At 64.8% G+C, this 21,051-nt stretch carries 15 protein-coding genes and 1 pseudogene; 3 read left to right on the forward strand and 13 right to left on the reverse strand.

Annotated elements, in window-relative coordinates; genetic code table 11:
• From HAP48_RS30165 to cnbZ, 3 genes are all read left to right on the forward strand, one after another.
• Entirely contained in the window at window positions 1-1,194 is a 1,194-nt protein-coding gene (locus HAP48_RS30165; protein WP_166203495.1) for an efflux RND transporter periplasmic adaptor subunit, read from the forward strand.
• Window positions 1,195-1,274: 80 nt separating this feature from the next.
• A complete protein-coding gene (locus HAP48_RS30170; RefSeq protein ID WP_166203497.1) occupies window positions 1,275-4,373 on the forward strand; it encodes a multidrug efflux RND transporter permease subunit in 3,099 nt (1,032 codons plus the stop codon).
• Between the two features lie 194 nt (window positions 4,374-4,567).
• Window positions 4,568-5,311, forward strand: a complete 744-nt coding sequence (gene cnbZ / locus HAP48_RS30175; RefSeq protein WP_166203499.1) for a 2-amino-5-chloromuconate deaminase CnbZ — start codon at window positions 4,568-4,570, stop codon at window positions 5,309-5,311.
• 178 nt (window positions 5,312-5,489) lie between these two features.
• Here cnbZ and HAP48_RS30180 read toward each other — a convergent pair whose 3' ends face one another.
• The 13 genes and pseudogenes from HAP48_RS30180 to HAP48_RS30240 form a co-directional block, all read right to left on the reverse strand.
• A complete protein-coding gene (locus HAP48_RS30180) occupies window positions 5,490-6,380 on the reverse strand; it encodes an ABC transporter permease (protein WP_029078096.1) in 891 nt (296 codons plus the stop codon).
• Window positions 6,381-6,384: 4 nt separating this feature from the next.
• The gene (locus HAP48_RS30185) at window positions 6,385-7,326 is read right to left on the reverse strand and encodes an ABC transporter permease (protein WP_166203501.1); all 942 of its coding nucleotides are present in this window, start codon (window positions 7,324-7,326) and stop codon (window positions 6,385-6,387) included.
• Between the two features lie 162 nt (window positions 7,327-7,488).
• On the reverse strand, window positions 7,489-8,571 hold the full coding sequence (locus HAP48_RS30190; RefSeq protein WP_166203503.1) for an ISAs1 family transposase: 1,083 nt from the start codon (window positions 8,569-8,571) through the stop codon (window positions 7,489-7,491).
• Window positions 8,572-8,707: 136 nt separating this feature from the next.
• Window positions 8,708-10,231 carry an ABC transporter substrate-binding protein gene (locus tag HAP48_RS30195; protein ID WP_166203505.1) on the reverse strand — a complete coding sequence of 508 codons (1,524 nt, stop codon included), beginning with the start codon at window positions 10,229-10,231 and terminating at the stop codon, window positions 8,708-8,710.
• Between the two features lie 30 nt (window positions 10,232-10,261).
• Window positions 10,262-11,356 (reverse strand): annotated as a pseudogene (locus tag HAP48_RS30200) (ABC transporter ATP-binding protein); the annotation flags it as partial.
• Window positions 11,357-11,519: 163 nt separating this feature from the next.
• Window positions 11,520-12,509, reverse strand: coding sequence for an ABC transporter ATP-binding protein (locus HAP48_RS30205; protein ID WP_166203509.1), 990 nt, complete (start codon window positions 12,507-12,509; stop codon window positions 11,520-11,522).
• Window positions 12,506-13,216 carry a DUF1028 domain-containing protein gene (locus tag HAP48_RS30210; RefSeq protein ID WP_166203511.1) on the reverse strand — a complete coding sequence of 237 codons (711 nt, stop codon included), beginning with the start codon at window positions 13,214-13,216 and terminating at the stop codon, window positions 12,506-12,508. Before HAP48_RS30210 ends, HAP48_RS30205 begins: the two co-directional genes overlap by 4 nt.
• Before the next feature lie 9 nt (window positions 13,217-13,225).
• Window positions 13,226-15,031 carry a gamma-glutamyltransferase family protein gene (locus tag HAP48_RS30215; protein WP_166203513.1) on the reverse strand — a complete coding sequence of 602 codons (1,806 nt, stop codon included), beginning with the start codon at window positions 15,029-15,031 and terminating at the stop codon, window positions 13,226-13,228.
• 109 nt (window positions 15,032-15,140) lie between these two features.
• Window positions 15,141-16,136: an ABC transporter ATP-binding protein gene (locus tag HAP48_RS30220; RefSeq protein ID WP_166203515.1), complete on the reverse strand. Its 996-nt coding sequence runs from the start codon at window positions 16,134-16,136 to the stop codon at window positions 15,141-15,143.
• Window positions 16,133-17,116, reverse strand: a complete 984-nt coding sequence (locus HAP48_RS30225; RefSeq protein WP_166203517.1) for an ABC transporter ATP-binding protein — start codon at window positions 17,114-17,116, stop codon at window positions 16,133-16,135. The genes HAP48_RS30220 and HAP48_RS30225 overlap by 4 nt, the downstream gene beginning before the upstream one ends.
• Window positions 17,113-18,075 (reverse strand): ABC transporter permease, encoded by a 963-nt coding sequence (locus HAP48_RS30230; RefSeq protein WP_166203519.1) that lies wholly within the window; start codon window positions 18,073-18,075, stop codon window positions 17,113-17,115. The genes HAP48_RS30225 and HAP48_RS30230 overlap by 4 nt, the downstream gene beginning before the upstream one ends.
• Window positions 18,076-18,086: 11 nt before the next feature.
• Window positions 18,087-19,067 carry an ABC transporter permease gene (locus HAP48_RS30235; protein WP_166203522.1) on the reverse strand — a complete coding sequence of 327 codons (981 nt, stop codon included), beginning with the start codon at window positions 19,065-19,067 and terminating at the stop codon, window positions 18,087-18,089.
• A gap of 115 nt (window positions 19,068-19,182) precedes the next feature.
• Window positions 19,183-20,781: an ABC transporter substrate-binding protein gene (locus HAP48_RS30240; protein WP_166203524.1), complete on the reverse strand. Its 1,599-nt coding sequence runs from the start codon at window positions 20,779-20,781 to the stop codon at window positions 19,183-19,185.
• Window positions 20,782-21,051 lie beyond the last annotated feature (270 nt).

Below are 21,051 nucleotides of genomic sequence, written 5' to 3' on the forward strand. Positions count from 1 at the left end.
ATGAATATCCAGACCGAAAGTCACATCTCGGGACAACCGCTCAAGGAAAAACAGGCCAAGCGCCCCGTCCGCATGGTGCGCTGGTTCTTCATCGTAGGCCTGTTGCTGGCTCTGCTGGTCGGCGCGCTGGTCGGCTTCAACGCCTTCCGCAGCCACATGATCGCGCAGTTCTTCGCCAACAATAAGCCGCCGCCGTCGAACGTGACCGCCGTCGAGGCGAAGTCCGAGGTGATTCCGAACCTGTTGAGTGCGGTCGGCGATCTCGTCGCCGTGCACCAGGTCAACGTCACCACCGACGTGTCGGGCCGCATCACCGAGATCCTGTTCACCGCCGGCAGCCATGTGAAGGCGGGGACGCCGCTGGTGCAGCTGTTCGACGCGCCGGAGCAGGGCGATCTGGCGAGCTTCAAGGCGCAGGCGACCGTCGGCGAGCAGCAGCTCGACCGCGCCAAGCAACTCGCGTCACGCCAGTTTGGACCGCAGTCGACCGTCGACACCGCGCAGGCGACCTACGACCAGGCCAAGGCGGGCATCGCCAGGACCGAAGCGCTGATCTCGCAGAAGCTGGTCCGCGCGCCGTTCGAAGGCGACCTCGGCGTTCGCCAGGTCGAAGTCGGCCAGTACCTGACGGCCGGCACGCAGATCGTGTCGCTGACCGATCTGTCGGTGCTGTACGCCAACCTGACCGTGACCGAGAAGCAGAGCTCGCAGATCAAGGTCGGCCAGACCGTGCGGATCGCGGTCGACGCCTATCCGGGCCGCACCTTCGAGGGCAAGCTCACGACCATCGAGCCGCAGATCTCGACCGACACGCGCAACATCCGGGTCCAGGCCACGATCCAGAATCCGGACAGCATCCTCAAGCCCGGCATGTTCGCGACCACCACGATCGTGCTGCCCGAGAAGCCGCCGGTTGTCACCGTCCCTGAGACGGCGGTCGACTACACGCTGTACGGCGACTCGGTGTTCCTGATCACCGAGAAGAAGGGCGACGACGGCAAGACCACGCTGACCGCGGACCGCACCTTCGTGAAGACCGGCAACCGCGTCGAGGGACGTGTCGAGATCCTCAAGGGTCTCAAGCCCGGAGACAAGGTCGTCGCCGTCGGGCAGATCAAGCTGCAGTCGGGCATGGCGGTTGCGATCTCAACCGATCCGCCGCCGCCGATTCCGGCCGAGCCGCCGCGCTACTGATCTCCATTATCTGAACTCGGAGGGCCGATTGGCCCTCCGCCCTATGCCGCAACCGGCAGACAACACGAATCGAGTTGGCGATGGCCTTCACTGATATTTTCATCAAGCGCCCGGTGCTGTCGGTCGTCGTCAGCCTGCTGATCCTGCTGATCGGCTTGCGCGCGGCGATGGTGCTGCCGATCCGGCAATATCCGAATCTCTCGAACACCGTCGTGACGATCACCACGTCATATCCGGGCGCGTCGCCGGAGCTGATCAACGGCTTCATCACCACGCCGATCGAGCAGGCCGTCGCTTCGGCCGAGGGCGTCGACTACATGACGTCGAACTCGGTGCTCGGCACTTCGACGATTCAGGTCTACGTCAAGCTCAACCACGATCCGAACCAGGCGCTGACCGAGGTGCTCGCCAAGGTCAACTCGGTCAAATATTTGATCCCGAAGGAAGCATTCGACCCGGTCGTGAGCAAGGCGACCGGTGACACCATCGCCGTGATGTATCTCGGCTTCTCCAGCGAAGAGCTGACCGGATCTGCGATCTCCGACTATCTGACCCGCGTCGTGCAGCCGGTGCTCTCGACGGTCGACGGCGTCGCCTCGGCCGACATCCTGGGCGGCCAGACCTTCGCGATGCGCGTCTGGCTCGATCCGACCCGCATGGCCGGACGCGGCGTGTCGCCCAACGACGTCGCCGCCGCAATCGCCGCCAACAACTTCCAGGCGGCCGCCGGCCAGACCAAGGGCTTCTTCATCGTCTCCAACGTCTCGGCCAATACCGACCTTCAGAACATCGATCAGTTCAAGCGAATGATCGTGAAGTCGAAGGACGGCGGCTTCGTGCGCATCGAGGACATCGCGACGGTGGAGCTCGCGGCGCAGAGCACCGATGCCAGCGTCGCCTTCAACGGCGAGCACGCGATCTTCATCGGCATCAAGGCGACGCCGCAAGGCAACCCGCTGACCCTGGTGCAGGGCGTGCGGGCGCTGTTTCCCACCCTCGAGCGCAACCTGCCGCCGTCGATGAAGATGAAGGTGGCCTATGACTCCACCAAGTTCATCCAATCGTCGATCGACGAGGTCGAGAAGACGCTCACCGAAGCGGTCCTGATCGTCGTCGTCGTCATCTTCCTGTTCCTGGCGTCGCTCCGCTCGGTGATCATCCCCGTCGTCACCATTCCGCTGTCGCTGATCGGCGTCTGCATCCTGATGCTGGCCGCGGGCTTCAGCTTCAACCTGCTGACGCTGCTGGCGATGGTGCTGGCGATCGGCCTCGTGGTCGACGACGCCATCGTGGTGGTGGAGAACATCCATCGACATCTCGAAGAGGGCCTGCCACCGGTGCAGGCATCGCTGAAAGGTGCGCGCGAGATCGTCGGCCCGGTCGTCTCGATGACGATCACGCTGGCGGCGGTGTACGCGCCGATCGGCTTCCTTGGCGGCGTCACCGGTACCTTGTTCCGGGAATTCGCCTTCACGCTCGCCGGCTCGGTGATCGTGTCGGGCGTGATCGCGCTGACGCTGTCGCCGATGATGTGCTCGGTGTTCCTCAAGAGTGCGGAAGAGGGGCGTTTCGCCAGGCTGGTCAATCGCGTGTTCGGCGCGATCACGCGCGGCTATGGCCGTCTGCTCGACCGCTCGCTCGACTATCGCCCGATCACGGCGCTGTTCGCCCTCACCATCCTCGGCCTGGTCGGCTTCCTCTATATGCACATCCAGAAGGAGCTGGCGCCGCAGGAAGACCAGGGCATCGTGTTCGCGATCACCAAGGCGCCAAAATACGCCAACATCGACTACATCGATTACTACGGCGACAAGATGGACAAGGAGTTCCAGAAGTTTCCCGAGACCGACCTGCGGTTCATCCTGAACGGCATCACCGGTCCGCAGGGCGGCTTCGCCGGCGCGCTTTTGAAGCCGTGGGATGAGCGCAAGCGTACCGCGCAGCAGTTGCAGCCGCTGATCCAGGCGGAACTGTCGAAGCTCGAAGGCATCAGCGCGTTCGCGTTCAGCCTGCCGCCGCTGCCTGGCGGCCCCGGCGGTCTGCCGGTGCAGATGGTGATCAACTCGACGGCCAGCTTCCAGCAGGTCTTCGACCAGATGAACAAGCTGAAGGCTGCCGCGCGCAAGAGCGGCCTGTTCATCGTCACCGACAGCGATCTTGACTTCAACCAGCCGGTGGTCCGGGTGAAGGTCGATCGCTCCAAGGCGAGCGACCTCGGTATCACCATGCAGTCGATCGGCGGCGCGTTGGCGACGCTGCTTGGCGGCAACTACGTCAACCGCTTCAACCTGGAAGGGCGCTCCTATCAGGTGATCCCGCAGGTGCCGCGCGCCAACCGGCTCGCGCCGGAATCGTTCGACAACTACTACGTTCCGACCGCGACCGGGCAGCTGGTGCGGCTGTCGACCGTGGTTACGGTCGAGACCGGCGTCGATCCGAACGCGCTGACCCATTACAACCAGCTCAACTCGTCGACCTTCCAGGCCGTGCCGATGCCCGGCGTCTCGATGGGGCAGGCGGTGGAGTTCCTGCAGGGGGAAGCCAAGAAGCTGCCGTCCGGCTTCACCTACGACTTCCTGGCCGACTCCCGGCAATACGTCCACGAAGGCAACCAGCTGCTGGTCACCTTCGCGTTCGCCATCATCATCATCTTCCTGGTGCTGGCGGCGCAGTTCGAGAGCCTGCGCGATCCGTTCGTGATCATGATCTCCGTGCCGATGGCGATCGTCGGCGCCTTGATCCCGCTGTTCTTCGGCGTCGCCACCATGAACATCTACACCCAGGTGGGCCTGCTGACGCTGGTCGGACTGATCACCAAGCACGGCATCCTGATGGTGGAGTTCGCCAACGAGCTGCAGCTCAACGAGGGACTGGACCGTCGCTCGGCGATCGAGATGGCGGCCCGGATTCGTCTGCGTCCGATCCTGATGACGACGGCGGCCATGGTCACCGGCCTGCTGCCGCTGCTCACCGCCTCGGGCGCCGGCGCCGCCAGCCGCTTCTCGATCGGGCTCGTGGTCGTCACCGGCATGACGATCGGCACGCTGTTCACCCTGTTCGTGCTGCCGATGGTCTACACGGTGATCGCGACCGACCACCAGGCCGCGGCCCGTTCCGACCGCGCCAAGCAGATCGCCGACTACGAGCTCGGCGGCGGCGGTGCGCTGAAACCGACCTGAGCCCTCCAAAGCTCATGCTCGCAGGAAAGGCGGCACTAGCGAAAGCCACTGCCGCCTTTTCTTTGTCCTGTGACAGGCTTTGCCGATGGGCAGGCAGAAGCCTCCGTGGTTTGACGTGTTTTCTTCACGCCAACCGGGAGACCACTTCGCTCGAAAAAACGCTATGCTCCGCACAAGATCTGGAGGAAACAGGCATGGCGAGCGAGTTTGCGGCGGGCAATTACCGGTTCATTCCGGCCGTGTTTCAGTATTCAAGCGGCGCGCAGGCCAACGCGGGCTATGAGATCGAGCGGGTCCGCTTCGACCGCCTGGTGCCGCTTGCGGAAGGTTTTGCGCAGAGCGCGGCCTACATCCGGAATGCCGGCCGGCCGCTGACCTCGTTCTGCGCCTGCGAGTTGCGCTCGCCGGCCGCCTTCACCGAGGACGGTTTCCGTGCCTTCAACCAGCATTATGTCAAGACGCTCGCCGAGTGGGGCCTGTTCGACGGCACCATCAATCCGGTGGCCCGCAGCAATGTCTGTCCCGAGATCGATCCGCCGTCCGAGCCGTCGTTCCATGCGTTCTCCTTCACGCGCCCGAGCACAAGCGCGTCGCCGTCCTTCGTGATCGCGGGTGGCGCCGAGGCACGCGGCGGCGCCGGCAGCTATCCCGAGCGCATCGTTTGCTATCGCGATCTCAGTCCCGGCGCGTGGCGGGAGAAGGTCCGCTTCACCACGGGCGAGATGGAGCGGCGTCTCGCCGAGTTCAGCTTCGGCTGGCCGGAGACGACGGCGGTGCAGGCCTACACCGTGCACGATATCCATCCCGTCATGGTCGACGAACTGGTTCGCCGCGGCGCCACGCGCTCGGGCCTGACCTGGCACTTCTGCCGGCCGCCGGTGGTCGATCTCGAATACGAGATGGATTGTCGGCGCGTGCTAAGGGAAGTGGTGATTTAGGTCGATATTGCTCTCACCGAGTCGCCACTATCGATCCCGTCATCCGGAGGTGCTCGCGCAGCGAGCCTCGAAGGATCGGCGGCCACCAGCCGGGCCGTGCATCCTTCGAGGCTCGCAAGAGCTCGCACCTCAGGATGACGGGGAAGAATAGGCGCGCCCTGCGACGGACGGCGACATGCTACCGCGCCTTCGGGTCGAGCGCGTCGCGCAGGCCGTCGCCGACCAGGTTGAACGACAGCACGATCAGGAAGATCGCGAGCCCGGGCCAGATAGCCATCCATGGCGCGCTGGTGAGGAAGCGCTGGGCGGCGTTGAGCATGCTGCCCCAGGACGGCGCCGGCGGCTGCTGGCCGAGGCCGAGGAAGGAGAGTGCGGCTTCCGCGATGATCGCAGCCGCGATCGACAGCGTCGCCTGCACCAGCAATGCCGGCAGGATGTTCGGCAGGATGTGGACCAGCGCGATACGCCAGCGCGGATTGCCCATGGCGCGTGCGGCCTCGACATAGTCCTCGACCTTGACGCTCATGACCTGGCCGCGGGTCAGGCGGATGAAGATCGGGGTCGCCGAGACGCCGATCGCAATCATTGCGTTGCCGAGGCTTGGACCGAGGAAGGCGGCCAGCGCGATCGCCAGGATCAGGAACGGGCAGGCCAGCATCGCATCGGTGATGCGGCCGATCAGCGCGTCGATGAAGCCGCCGCGATAGCCGGCGAGCAATCCAAGCGGCACGCCGACCGCAAGCGCGATGCTGACCGCGATGACGCCCGCGAGCAGCGAGGCGCGGGCGCCGAACATGACGCGGACGAGCACGTCGCGGCCGAGGTCGTCAGTGCCGAACCAGTGCTGCGCCGAAGGCGGCTTTCGTACCAAAGACCAGCTCGTCGCGACCGGATCATAGGGCGCGATCAGCGGCGCGAAGATTGCGAGCAGAATGAAGACTGCGATCACGGCAAGGCCGAGCACGGCGCCCTTGCGCCTGACCAGCCGCCGCCACGCGCGCCGCGCCGGGCTCTCCAGCGTCTCGGAGGCGGCAAGCGAAGCTGATGTGACGAGTGTGGCGTCGGTCATCCGATCAGCCCCTCAGTCGCGGATTGACGAGAATGTAGGCGATGTCGGCGATCAGGTTGAGCGTGATGTAGATCGTCGCGGTGGTCAGCACCACGCCCTGGACGACCGCGTAATCGCGATTGAATACGGCATCGACGATCAGCTTGCCGAAGCCGGGGATCGAGAAGATCTGCTCGGTCAGAACCGCCCCCGACAGCAGCGTGCCGAGCTCGAGCGCGCCGAGCGTGATGATCGGCGTCAGCGCGTTGCGCATTGCGTGCTTGAGGATCACCGTGCGTTCAGACAGGCCCTTGGCGCGCGCGGTGCGGACATAGTCGCTCTCCAGCACCTGCAGCATGGCGCTGCGCGTATGCCGCATCAGGATCGCGGCGATCGCGTTGCCGAGCACGAAGGCCGGCATGATGGATGCGGCGAGGCTGGCGCGCCAGTTTTCGCTCAGCGGCACGTAGCCTGAGGCCGGCAGCCAGCCCAGTTCGACGGAGAACAGGAAGATCAGCATGATGCCGAGCCAGAAATTCGGCGTCGAGATACCCCACAGCGCGAACAAATTGGCGCCATAGTCCCACGCCGTGCCCTTTTTCACCGCAGAGATGACGCCGGCGGGAATCCCGATCAGGAAGGCGATCACGATCGCCATGCCGGCGATCTGCATCGTCACCGGCAGCTTCTGCGTGATCAGGCTCAACACCGGCATCTTGTTGCGCAGGGATTCGCCGAAGTCGCCTGTGAGCACGCCCTTGACCCAGTAGGCATATTGCACCGGGATCGGCCGATCGAGATGGTACTGCTGGCGGATCTGTTCGATGACGGCGGGATCGCGCTCCTCACCCGCCATGACCAGTGCCGGATCGCCGGGCAGCAGATGCTGCAGCGAGAAGATCAGGAGCGAGACAAAGAACAGCGTCGGCACCAGCTGAACCAGCCGCTTGGCGAGGAAGTTCAGCATGACGATCGTCCATCTCCGTGCGACGACGGAACAAGCGTGCCGGCACGCGCCACTGACTCCGTTCCCTCCCCCCTTGTGGGGGAGGGATAGGGAGGGGGGTAACCCAACGGGACTCTGAGTTCGTGGCACCCCCCACCCCAACCCTCCCCCACAAGGGTAGGGCTATCGCATATGGGCGAGGACGGAGAGAAGGAAGTCGTTATTCCATCTGGCCTGGAGCATTTTGTGGCTGGTGCGCGTGGGACCTGGCGTGGCTTGTAGAGCGTTAAGTGCCAGCTTTCGGATGGCGGCAAGATTTCCGGCGGCATGGCCCTTGCGGCTACGGCAGGCGTCTTCGTCGAACAGAACGTCGAGAACCCAATGCAAGTTGTTCTCGATACCCCAGTGGGCGCGGACGGCCTCGAGCAGCTTCTTGGCCGACAACCGGCGTGAGGCCAGAAAGTATCGGGCCGTGTGTTTGGCTGTCTTGCCGGCCTTGGCGCGCCAACTATCGATGCGACCGACGACAGCGATAGCAGGGAAGCTGTATTGCTTTGCCAAGTCTGGGGCCGGCACGACGATGGCCTGCCGGCGCTCGATGCGGCCGTGGGCCGATGTCCTTCGCTGGCTCGCCCGCGCTGGCTTCCGGGCCGTATCGAGCAGCGCCTTGACGGCTTTGAAGAGCCGGCCGCGATTACTCTTGATGGCCAATACATAGTGGCCCTTCCGATCGCGGATGGCCTGCGCCGTGTCGGGCCGGCAATGCAAGGCGTCGGCGGTGACAAGAGCACCATCCAGATCGAGCAGGGCGAGGACTTCGAGAGCGCCGGCAATCTCGTTGCGATTGGGAGCCTTTCTCTGCGCCAACGCCATGCGCGTGCCTGCCGCCCAGACGTTGACCATATGTAGCGGCGTAGCCCGCCGGCCACGCGTGAAGGCTCCGCGCAACGCCTTGCCGTCGATGCTGACCACGCCCTTGACGCCGAAGCTCTTGCTGAACTTACGCAAAACCGCTTCCAGACCCTTCGGGTCCAGCACGCGGAAGACGTTGCTGAACGTGTCGTGGCTAGGAATACCGTGTCCAAGCTCCAGGAACTTCCGCAACAGCTGCTCTCGGCCTTTGCCGAAGAACTCGAACTCGGTGCAGGTCTTGGCGCCGGCCAGCGTCGCCGCCAAGGCAATGACGAGGATCTCCAACAAATCGTGTCGCGTGTTGCCGGCGCGTGGATCCTTGAGCGGTCGAAACAGGCGCCTGAGTTTGCGCATTTGGGTCTCCCTCGACAATCGAGAGACCCCCAAAGAATCCAGTTCCAACCGCTTGGCAACACCCCTCCTGAGCCATATGCGATTCCCCTACCCACAAGGGGGGAGGGAGCGCAGAAAGCGCCGATGCCGCCGGTCATCATTTCAATTTCAGCCCGACCACGCGCACCAATCCATCCGGCATCTGCCGGTAACCCTCGACCTTGGTGGTGTGTGCGATCAGAAGTGTGCGGTGATAGATGTAGATGATGGGTTCGTCGTTGAGCACGATCTTGGCCATCTTCTCGTAGATCGCCTTGCGTTGGGCGGGGTCGTTGACCAGCCGCGCCTCTTCCATCAGCCGGTCGGCTTCCGGATTGGAATAGCCGCCGTCGTTCTGCGGTGCCTTGGTGTGCAGGAAGACGTAGGAATTGCCGTCAGGATCAATCCGGCCGCTCCAGTTGATCTGGAACACTTGGAATTCACCGGCCTGGGCCTGCTTGAAGGTTGTCGCAAATTCGACCACGCGGATCTTGATGTCAAAGCCCGCTTCGGCGGCCATCGACTGCACGACCTGGGCCACCGCCTCGTTCTCGGCCCCCTTGGGGATCATGTAGTCGACGGCGACGGGCAGCGTGACACCGGCTTCCTTCAGCAGCGCCTTGGCCTTGGCGACATCGCGTCCGCGAACCGGAAACGCCTTCTGGTAATAGGGATGCGTCGGGCTGACCCATTGATTGCCCGGCGTGAACTCGCCGTTGAAGACGACCTGATTGAGCGCCTCGCGATCGATCGACAGGTCGAGCGCCTGGCGCACCTTCTCCGACTGGCTGAGCGGCCCCTTGTTCTTGTCGTTCGCAATGTTGATCGTAAGGCCGAGATAGCCCAGTTCGGGCGCAGTCGACAGCACGAGCCGCTTGTCGGCGCGCACGTCCTTGATGTCGGTGGCGAGCACGCGCTCGATCAGATCGAGCCCACCGGATTTCAGGTTGGCGAGCCGCACCGTGGCGTCGACGATCGGCAGGAACACGATGCGATCGATGAAGACGTTATCCTTGTTCCAGTAATCCTGGAATTTCTCGAACACCATGCGGTCCTGCTGCACGCGTTCGACGAACTTGTAGGGTCCCGCGCAGACCGGATGCAGGCCGAACTTGTCGCCCGCTTCCTTTACCGCCTTCGGCGAGACCATCATGCCGGCGCGGTCGGTCAACTGCGCGATCAGCGGCGAGTAGGGCGTCTTGAGCACCAGCTTGATGGTCAGGGGATCGACGACGTCGACATGGTCGAGCGCGGCCAATTCCGGCTTGCGGAACGAGGTCGGCAGCGTGAGATGGCGTTCCAGGGAGAACTTGGCGGCCTCGGCGTCGAACGGCTCGCCGTCATGGAACTTGACGCCGGGCCGGAGCTTGATCGTCATCTCCTTGCCGTCGGCGGAGGTCTCGTACGACAGCGCCAGCTGCGGCACGATGTTCAGCTTCTCATCTATGTCGAACAGCTTGTCGCAGAAGGCGGAAAAGACGATGCGGCCGACATAGGTGCGCCCGATCGAGGGATCGAGGATGTCGGGGTCCTCGGCAAGGCCGATGCGCAGCGTGGTCTGGGCTTGAGCCCGGGTTTGGGCGCCCGCGCCGAGCGCGAGCAGCAGGCCTGCTGCAGCCGCCGCCAAACGAAACATCTTCATCACACCGTTCCCCATGTTCACGCGCCGACCTTAAGTCCCGACTGTACCAACCCCGGGACGTCCGGCCCCTTCCGCCGCGCCGAAGGCGGCCAGCAGTTTTTCCAGCGTCGGCGAGGAGCCGCCGTCAGACGGGACGATCGCATCGTCCCGCGGCAGCTCCGCCGTCCGGTGACACGCCGTTGCATGTCCGGTGCCATCTTCAACGAGCTGTGGCGCTTCGCTGCGGCAGCGCTCGATCGCATAGGGACATCTTGTGTGGAATCGGCAGCCCGCGGGCGGATGCAGCGCACTCGGCAGCTCGCCCTGCAGCACAATCCGGCTGCGCTTTGCCTTCGGTTTAGGCACCGGGATCGCCGACAACAGCGCGCGGCTGTAGGGATGGCGTGGCGCGGCGAACAGCGCCTGCGCATCCGCCGTCTCGACGATGGTGCCGAGATTCATCACGGCGACGCGATCGGCGATGTGCTTCACGACCGCGAGATCGTGCGACACGAAGACGTACGCGAGCTTCAGGCGATCCTGCAGGTCGCGCAGCAGGTTCAGGATCTGCGAGCGGATCGAGACGTCGAGCGCCGACACCGGCTCGTCGCAGATGATCAGCTTCGGCTCGACCGCGAGCGCCCGCGCAATCGCGATGCGCTGGCGCTGCCCGCCGGAGAATTCATGCGGATAGCGGCGCGCGAAGCGCGGCTCGAGGCCGACCAGGCGCAGCAGCTCCTCGACCCGCTCGCGGCGGCGCGCCGCTGGTACCAGATCGTGCAGCGCCAGCGGCTCGGTCAGGATCTGGCTCACCGTCATGCGCGGGTTGAGCGAGGCGTAGGGGTCCTGGAAGATCAGCTGCGCGTCGCGGCGGAATACGCGCAACTGCTCGGCATCGAGCGCGCCGAGGTCGCGGCCCTCGAATCTGATGCGTCCGGCATCCGCCTCGATCAGCCGCAGCACCAGGCGGCTGACGGTGGATTTGCCGCAGCCGGATTCGCCGACCAGTGCCAGCGTCTTGCCGGCCTCGACCGTGAAGCTGACGCCGTCGACCGCCTTCACATGGGCGGTCGGCCGGCCGAATACCGACCGTTCGGCGACGAAATGCTTAACCAGCCCTTCGACCTCGAGCAGCACGGTCATCGGTGTTGCCCTCTGTGTCCCGGGCGCAGTGCAACGCGAAGTGTTGCGCTGCTGAACCGGGACCCATGTCTCATCACGCTCGCTGTGGGCCCCGGTTCAGCAGTGCACCACCGCGCTACGCTTGTGCTGCACTGCGCCCGGGGCACGAGAGTGGAAGACGGAACCGTCATGACACCAGCCGCTCCAGCGGCGCCCTGATGCAGCGCGAGGCGTGGGTTGCGCTCAGCATCGCGAGCGACGGCGGCGATTTGGTGCAGGCATTCTCAACGAACGGACAACGCGCGGCAAAGCGACAGCCCGCCGGCGGGTTCGCCATGTTCGGCACCATGCCCTCGATGGTGGCGAGATGGCTGGTGCGGCGGTCGAGCCGCGGGATCGAGCCGAGCAGGCCGACCGTGTAAGGATGCTGCGGGTTGGCGAACAGCTCATCGACCGGCGCGCGCTCGACGATCTCGCCGGCATACATCACCGCGACCTCGTCGCAGACTTCGGCGACGACGCCGAGATCGTGGGTGATCAGGATGATCGCGGCGCGGCTCGCGGCCTTCAGCTCGCGCATCAGATCGAGGATCTGCGCCTGCAGCGTGACGTCGAGCGCGGTGGTCGGCTCGTCGGCGATCAGAAGCTGCGGATCGCAGGCCAGCGCCATCGCGATCATCACGCGCTGGCGCATGCCGCCGGACAGCTTGTGCGGGAATTCGTCGATGCGCTTTTCGGGCGAGGGGATATGCACGCGGCGGAGCAGCTCGATGGTGCGTTCGCGCGCCGCGCGCCGCGAGCCGCCGCGGTGGCGCAAAATGGTCTCGGCGATCTGGTCGCCGATGGTGAAGCTCGGGTTGAGCGAGGTCATCGGCTCCTGGAAGATCATCGCGAGGCGATTGCCGCGCAGGTCGCGCAACGTCGCGTCCGGCACGTCGAGCAGGTCGAAGCCGTCGAAGCGGATCGCGCCGGAGACTTCGGCCGATTGTTTCGGCAACAATCCCATGATCGCGAGCGAGGTCACGCTTTTTCCGCAGCCGGACTCGCCGACCAAGCCGAGCGTGGCGCCGTTGGCGACCGACAGATCGACGCTGTCGACGGCATGTGTAACGCGGCCGTCGTCGCCGTGGAACGTGACGCGCAGGCCTTCGATCTCGATCAGCGGGCCTGCCGTCATTCGCGGCCCGCGGTTGCGGCTGCAATGCCGGCGTCGATCTTGGCGCGGTCGCTGGTTCCGGCCGGATTGCTCCGGGTCGGCATGAAGTTCCGGAACGGCACCCAATGCTCGCGGCTGACCGCTTCCAGCCGCTCCAACTCGCGCAGGGGATCGGCGTGATCGTCGACCCGCAGGTCGAGCAGCGGCCATTCCTCCGCGCCGTGGATCAGGAGTGCCGCCGATTGCTTGCCGCGCTTGTCGCCGCCGGCCGCTTCGCCGGCAAACATCGCCTTGATCAGCCGCTCGGCGAACGGGAGTTTTTCGCTTGCGGAATACACGCGCGCGGTCTCGTCCAGCACCGCGGCGCCGGCCAGCATATTGCCGGCGATCGAGAAGCCGTCGCCTGCAATATGGCCGAACCAGTCGATACAGTCCTTGCCGGAATGCGCGGCGATGCGGCCCTTGGCGTCCATGACATGCACTTGCCGGCTCTCGCGGCCGCTGTCGGTCGCAAGCAGCGCCGCGATCACCTCATGCGGGCTCTTGCCGTCGCGCAGCAGCGCGAGGCCGTCGATGCCGTAATAGGGATTGACCAGCGCCTGGGTCGCGACGGCGCCGATCCCGGGCGCAACGTGCGGCACCAGCGCACCGACCGCGAAGAACCGCGTCGCAACCGTGATGCCAAGCTGGCCGGTGGCGCTGTCGCGGGCGATGATCGACCAGGTCATCCCAAACCCCTAGCGGCCTGCGGCATAACCTTGCATGCCGCGCGGGTTGGCTGCGGCACGGCGGCGCGGGCCGACCTTGGAGGCCGCGGTGAGACGGCCTTCCGACCAATCGGGGCCGATCTCCACCAGATGGCCGCGGCGTTTCAATTCGTCGATGGTCGATTTCGGCACGCGATTCTCCAGCACCAGCACGCCGGGCCGCGAAGTGCGCGGCCAGAACGAAATCGGGAAATGCTCGGAGTGCCAGGCCGGCGCGTCGATCGCCTCCTGCAGATTGAGTTTGGCGTGGACGTGGCGCAGGAAGAACTGCGTGATCCACTGGTCTTGCTGGTCGCCGCCGGGCGAGCCCCAGGAGAGATACGGCTCGCCGTCGCGCAGCGCCATGGTTGGCGACAGCGTGGTGCGCGGCCGCTTGCCCGGTGCGAGCGCGGCGGGGTGGTTCTCCTCCAGCCAGAACATCTGGGCGCGGCTGCCGAGGCAGAAGCCGATCTCGGGAATCACCGGCGAGGATTGCAGCCAGCCGCCCGACGGTGTCGCCGAGATCATGTTGCCGGCCTTGTCGATGATGTCGAAATGCACGGTGTCGCCGCGCACCTCGCCGAACCGGCCGACCGTCGGCTCGCCAGCGCCCATGGCGCCGACGGCCTCGCGATGCCCTTCGGCGCGCCGCAATTTCACCACGCCGCCGAAACCTTCGAGCGAGCCGGGGCGGAAATCGAGCGAAGCATGCTCCTTCGAGATCAGCTTGCGCCGTTCGTTGTTGTAGGTATCGGACAGCAGCGTTTCGATCGGAATATCGGTGAACTTGGGGTCGCCATAGAATGTCTCGCGATCGGCATAAGCGAGCTTGGCGGCTTCGATCTGCAGATGGATGAAGTCGGCGCCAGCCGGATCGAGCCCGTCGAGCTCAAAACCCTTGAGCAGCGCGAGCTGCTGCAGCATCACCGGGCCCTGGCTCCAGACGCCGCACTTCTGCACGGTGTAACGGCCGTAATCATAGGTGAGCGGCGCCTCGATGGTCGGCTGCCAGCGCGCCATATCGTCGGCCGACAGCACGCCGCGATGCGGCGAGCCGGAGACGTCCATCACCTCCTGGGTGCGGCAGAATTTGTCGATCGCCTCGGCGACGAAGCCCTTCGACCAGGCCTGCCGCGCGCGCTCGATCTGTGCGACGCGGTCGCTGCCGGCGCTCTCCGCCTCCTCAAGGATGCGTGTGTAGGTCTCGGCGAGCGTCTTGTTGGTGAAGATGGTGCCGGGCTTCGGTACCTCGCCGTTCGGCAAGTATACGTCGGCCGACGTGGTCCAGTATTTCCGGAACAGCTGCTCGACGGTCTGGATGGTGGCCGACGCACGCTCGACCAGCGGATAGCCGTCACGGGCATAGGCGATTGCAGGCTCCAGCACGTCGCGCAGCTTCATCGTGCCGTAGTCGCGGAGCAGCAGCATCCAGGTTTCGAACGTGCCGGGCACGCAGGCCGCGAGCAGGCCGGTGCCGGGCACCATATCGAGGCCCTCGCTGCGGTAGTGCGCGATGGTTGCCTTCGCCGGCGCCGGGCCCTGGCCGCAGATCACTTCGCTTTTGCCGCGCTTGACGTCGTGCACGATAACAGGCACGTCGCCGCCGGGCCCGTTCAGATGCGGTTCGACCACCTGCAGCGTGAAGGCGGTCGCGACCCCCGCATCAAAGGCGTTGCCGCCTTTCTCCAGCGCCGCCATGCCGACCGCGGTGGCGATCCAGTGCGTCGAGGTGACGACGCCGAAGGTGCCTTCGATCTCGGGCCTGGTGGTGAACGGATCGGGGTTGACGTTGCTCATGACGATTGACCGTTTGGCGGCTTGTTGGGTTTCTTGTGCGCGCGCACTTGATCACAGGCCGGCTGGTATGCCAACCGCTTGGTAGACATGGCCGCTCCCATCCGCGTGATCATGCCGGAACGGCGGCGGCGGCATTGTTGACGGCGTGGCAGGCGACGCCATCGATCAGTTCCGGCGTCCTCTCACGGCAGAGATCGAAGGCGAGCGGACAGCGCGGGTTGAACGCGCAACCCGGCGGCGGATCGATCGGGTTTGGAATCTCACCCTTGACCGGGATGCGCTGGCGCCCGGACATCGCCAAATCTGGAACCGCGCCGAGCAGCATCCTGGTGTAGGGCATAAGCGGGGTCTCGAACAGTTTTCGGCCCTCCGCGATCTCGACGATGCGGCCGAGATACATCACGCCGATCCGGCTCGCCATATGGCGGACCACCGCGAGATTGTGGCTGATGAAGAGATAGGTCAGGCCGAACTTGTCCTGCAAATCGCGCATCAGATTGAGGATCTGCGCCTGCACGGAGACGTCGAGCGCCGAGGTCGGCTCATCGCAGACGATGAACTCCGCCTCGGACGCCAGCGCGCGGGCGATCGCGATGCGCTGGCGTTGGCCGCCGGAAAATTCGTGCGGGAATTTTTGGCCGTCGTCGGGGTGCAGGCCGACCAGCGAGAGCAACTCGCCGACCCGGGCCTTGATGTCGCGCTCGCCCTGGATCAGGTCGAAGGCGCGGATCGGCTCGGCGACGATGGCGGCGACCCGGTAACGCGGATTGAGGCTCGCATAGGGGTCCTGAAAAACCATCTGGATGCGCCGGCGCAGCCGGCGGCGCGCCTGGGCCTGCCGCGGATCGGTCATCGAGACGCCGTCGATAACGACTTCGCCCGAGCTCGGCGGCAGCAGGCCGACGACCATGCGCGCAACCGTGGTCTTGCCGGAGCCGGATTCGCCGACCAGTGCAAAGGTCTCGCCGCGCTTGATGTCGAAGCTGACGCCGTCGACGGCCTTCAGGAATTCGAGATGGCCGCCCTCGATCACGCGATTGAGCCACGGCTTCGAGACGTCGAAGACACGGCGCAGGCTCTTGACCTCGATCAGCGCCGTGCTCATGCCGCCGTCTCCTTTGCGGGCTCGAACAGATGGCAGGCGACGGATTGTGTGCCTTGGCGGATCGGTTCGGGCCGCTCGATGCGGCAGCGATCGAACGCGAACGCGCAGCGCGGATTGAACGGGCAACCCGGCGGGATCGCAGACAGCCGCGGCATCGCGCCCGGGATCTGCACCAGCCGCTTGTCCTCGCCCGCGAGCGTCGGGATCGCGCCCATCAGGCCCTTGGCGTAGGGATGCAGCGGATTGCGCACCACCTCCTGCACCGGGCCGATCTCGGCGATGCGGCCGGAATACATCACCGCGACGCGGTCGCAGGTTTCGGCGATCACGCCCATGTCGTGGGTCACCAGCATCACGGCGGTGCCATGGTCGCGGCCGAGCCGCTTGATCAGCGCGATGATCTGCGCCTGCACGGAGACATCGAGCGCGGTGGTCGGCTCGTCGGCGATGATCAGCTCGGGCTCGGCGCAGATCGCAAGCGCGATGACGACGCGCTGGCGCATGCCGCCGGAGAATTCGTGCGGGTATCCGTCGATGCGCTTCTCCGGCGCGGGAATGCCGACCTCGGCCAATAGATCGATGGCGCGCCTGCGTGCGGCGCTTTCGCTGAGATTGGTGTGGGTGCGGATGGTCTCAATGATCTGGTCGCCGATCCGGTAGAGCGGATTGAGGCTGGTCAGCGGATCCTGGAAGATCATGCCGATCCGCTTGCCCCTGACGCGGCGGATCTCCTCCGGCGGAAGATGGTCGATCCGGGTGCCCGACAGCTCGATCTCGCCGCCGGAGATCCGGCCGGGCGGATCGATCAGTCCGATTACCGCCAGGCCCGTGACCGATTTGCCGGCGCCGGATTCGCCGACCACGCCAAGCACCTCGCCCTTGGCGATGTCGAACGACACGCCGTTGATGGCGCGCAAGGTCGCGCGGCGGGTGACGAACTCCACCTCGAGGTTGCGCACGGAGAGGACGGGTTTGGTCATCGGAGCTTCGGATTGAGGGCGTCGCGCAGCCAGTCGCCGACGAGGTTGATGGACAGGATCAGGCCCGCCAGCGCAATGCCCGGGAAGGCGACGATCCACCATTCGCCGGCAAACAAATAGTTGTTGCCGATCCGGATCAGGGTGCCGAGCGATGGCATGGTGTCGGGCATGCCGGCGCCGAGGAACGACAGCGTCGCCTCGGTGATGATCGCGAGCGCCAGATTGATGGTGGCGATGACGAGAATCGGACCCATCGTGTTCGGCAGCACGTGCCGCAGCATGATCGTCGGCGCCGGCAGCCCGATCAGCTGCGCCGCCGCCACATAATCCCTGTTCTTCTCGACCATCACCGAACCGCGCACGGTGCGGGCATATTGCACCCAGAAACTGAGTCCGATCGCGATGATCAGCACGCCGAGCGTGCTCATCTCGTCGAGCCGGTTGCCGAGCAGTGACTTGGCGACGCCGTTGACCAACAGCGCGATCAGGATCGCCGGGAAGGTGAGCTGCACGTCGGCGATCCGCATGATGACGCTGTCGACCGCGCCGCCGAAATATCCGGCGACCAGCCCGAGCGCGATGCCGAGCGCGCCGGCGAAGACGACGCCGGCGACGCCGACCGCAAGCGAGATGCGCAGGCCGTAGAGGATCGCGGACAGCACGTCGCGGCCCTGCTCGTCGGTGCCGAGCAGGAAGGGGCTTTGGCCGTCGGCGGTCCACAGTGGTGCGATCCGCGAGTTGATCAGCTGCAGCTGCGCCGGATCGAACGGGTTCTGCACCGCCAGCCACGACGCGAAGAGCGCCAGCAGGAAAAACAGTAGCGTGATCACGGCGGCGACCATCGTCAGCCGGGAACGGCGGAACGAATAGAAGATGTCGCTGTCAAGCGCGCGCCTGAACCAGCCGGCCGGTGCGTGCGAGTGATCTTCAGGGCGATGGGGGACGACGGCGTCGGACATCGGTCAGCCCCTCACGCCGCGCGGCCGACAGTCGACCGCAAGCGCGGATCGACCACGGTATAGAGGATGTCGACCACGAGATTGATGGTGACGAAGATCAGCGAGACCATCAACAGATACGCGGCCATGATCGGGATATCGACGTTTTGCACGGCCTGTACGAACAGAAGTCCCATGCCCGGCCATTGGAACACGGTTTCCGTAATGATCGAGAAAGCAATAACCGAGCCAAACTGCAGGCCGGCGACCGTGATCACCGGGACCAGGGTATTCTTCAGCGCATGGCCGAAATGAATAGCGCGCGTGGTCAGACCGCGGGCGCGGGCGAAGCGGATATAGTCGGTCCGTAGCACTTCCAGCATTTCGGCGCGCACCAGCCGCATGATCAGGGTCATCTGGAACAGCCCGAGCGTGATCGACGGCATGATCAGCGCTTTCAGGCCGGAAACGGTCAGCAGTCCGGTGGTCCACCAGCCGAGCTTCACCACCTCGCCGCGGCCGAAGGAGGGCAGCCAGCCCAGCGTCACAGCGAACAGATAGATCAGCAGGATGCCGATCAGGAAGGTCGGCAGCGAAATGCCGATCAGCGATATCGCCTGGAATAATTTGGCGAGCACGGTGTCACGGCGCAGCGCCGAATAGACCCCCATCAGGATGCCGGCCACCATGGCGAACAGCGTCGCGCAGATCGCAAGCTCCAGCGTCGCCGGCAGCCGCTCCGCCAGCAGCGAGGAGACCGGCAGGCGGAACTGGTAGGACACGCCGAACTTGAACTGCACGGCATTGATGAAATAGCGGCCGAACTGCACCAGCACGGGATCGTCGAGGCCGAGCGATTGCCGTATCTCGGCGCGCTGCGCGGCCGAGGTGTCGATCGAGACGATCTGGTTCACCGGGTCGCCGGCAAAGCGGAACATCGAGAACGCAATGACGCCCACGGCGAGCATGACGCCGATCGCCTGCAGCACGCGACGAAGAGTGAAAGCCAGCATCTCTACCTTTCACTGCTCTTGGCACTTGTCAGTACACTCGGCACGCGGCATTGCGCGCCCGGAAAGCAAGAGGTCCCGGAAGCAGGGGCTTCCGGGACCCAATTCACTGCAACCACTATTCACCCTGTTTGGTCGCCCAGTAAAGCAGCACCTGGTTGTCCGCACGCTGGGTCAGCTTGACCTTCTTGGATACGCCCCATGCCAGCGACTGCTGGTGCAGCGGGATGTAGCCGTACTCCTTGATGACGATCTCGTAGGCCTGCTTGATCAGCTGGTTGCGCTTGGCGTCGTCGGGCTCGACCAGAACCTTGTCGGTCAGCGCGTCGACCTCCTTGCTGCAGTAGCCGCCCAGATTGGCTTCACCCCTCGTGGAATCCTTCGGGTCGGGGCGGCAGCCGAAAATGTCGTGCAGCACGTTGTGGGAATCCGAGGTCGCCGGCGTCCAGCCGAGCATGAAGAACGAGGTCTGGTAGCCGCCGGGCTTCAGCACCTTGGCGAAATACTGCGCCTTCGGCTGCGCCAGCAGGTTCACCTTGATGCCGATGCGCGCCAGCATGCCGACCACCGCCTGGCAGATCGCGGCGTCGTTGACGTAACGGTCGTTCGGGCAATCCATCGTGACTTCGAAGCCGTTCGGATAGCCGGCGTCGGCGAGCAGCTTCTTGGCACCATCCGGATCGAGCTTCGGCCGGGTGAACTCCTTCGACAGCGGATAGAGCTCGGGGGCGATCATCAGCGTCGAGGGCGTCGACATGCCGCGCATGACGCGGGTCTTGATCAGATCGACGTCGATCGTCTTGTAGAAGGCCTCGCGGACGCGGATGTCCTTGAACGGGTTCTTGCCCTTGATATTGGAGAACAGCAGCTCATCGCGCGCCATGTCCATGCCGATGAAGATGGTGCGGATCTCCGGCCCGGTCAGGACGGTCGCGGTGCCGCTCGAATTGACGCGCTGGATGTCCTGGATCGGAACCGGCTCGATGACGTCGACTTCGCCCGAGAGCAGCGCGGCGACGCGGGTGGCATCGGATGCGATCGGGGTGAAGATAATTTCCTTGAGATTGTGCTCCGGCTTGCGCCAGTAGTCCGGGTAGACCTTGAAGACGGTCTTGACGCCGGGCTGGTGGCTCTCGATCGTGAAGGGGCCAGTGCCGTTCTCGTGCAGCGTCGCGTAGCTCGGGGTGGTCGCGGAGGCCGGCGTCGGTGCGACGGCGTTGTTCTCCTCGCACCACTTCTTGTCCATGATGTACCAGCCATCCCATTGCGCGGTCAGGATGGGATTGGGTGAGTCCAGCGTCACGTCGACCGTGTAGTCGTCGACCTTGGTGAACTTGGCGTCGGCCGGGACGTTGCTGAGGAAGTTGGAGCCCTTGGCGCGGACGCGTTCGGCGGAAAACAGCACGTCGTCGGCGGTGAAGGGGTCGCCATTGTGAAATTTCACGCCCTTGCGCAGATGAAAGCGCCATTGAGTCGGGCTCAGTATTTCCCAGCTCTCCGCCAGTGCCGGGATGATCTTCAGGTCCTTGTCGCGCGCAACCAGTCCCTCATAGACATGGCCATGATGCGCGATCGTCGTGGTTTCCTTCAGTGTGTAGGGATCCAGCGACTTGAGCTCGCCCTGGTTGGCATATTTCAACGTCTGGGCCGATACCGGCAAAGCAAAGGCAACGAGTGCGACGGCAGCCGCCGCAAACAAACTCCAACGTACCGACATGTGATCCCGCGTCCCCGTTTTTGTCCGCCGGCTGCTTTGTCCGGCTGGTATTATTGGCCATGTTGCCAGAGTTTGCAGGCCACGCAAGCGCGATTTCCCAAAGGGTTAACCGGTTTGCGCGGGTGCAGCGCAATGAACAGGATCGTGAGAATAGGCGGTCGGCGCGAACGCGTGACATTCGACTTTCGGAGTGCCGTATTGGCCGCAATGGCGATCACCGGCGGCCGCCGTTTGCGCCGGCCACGGGTGAACGGTTTAGTTGACCATAAC

This window comes from Bradyrhizobium septentrionale (genome assembly GCF_011516645.4).
GTDB classification, from domain to species: Bacteria; Pseudomonadota; Alphaproteobacteria; order Rhizobiales; family Xanthobacteraceae; genus Bradyrhizobium; species Bradyrhizobium septentrionale.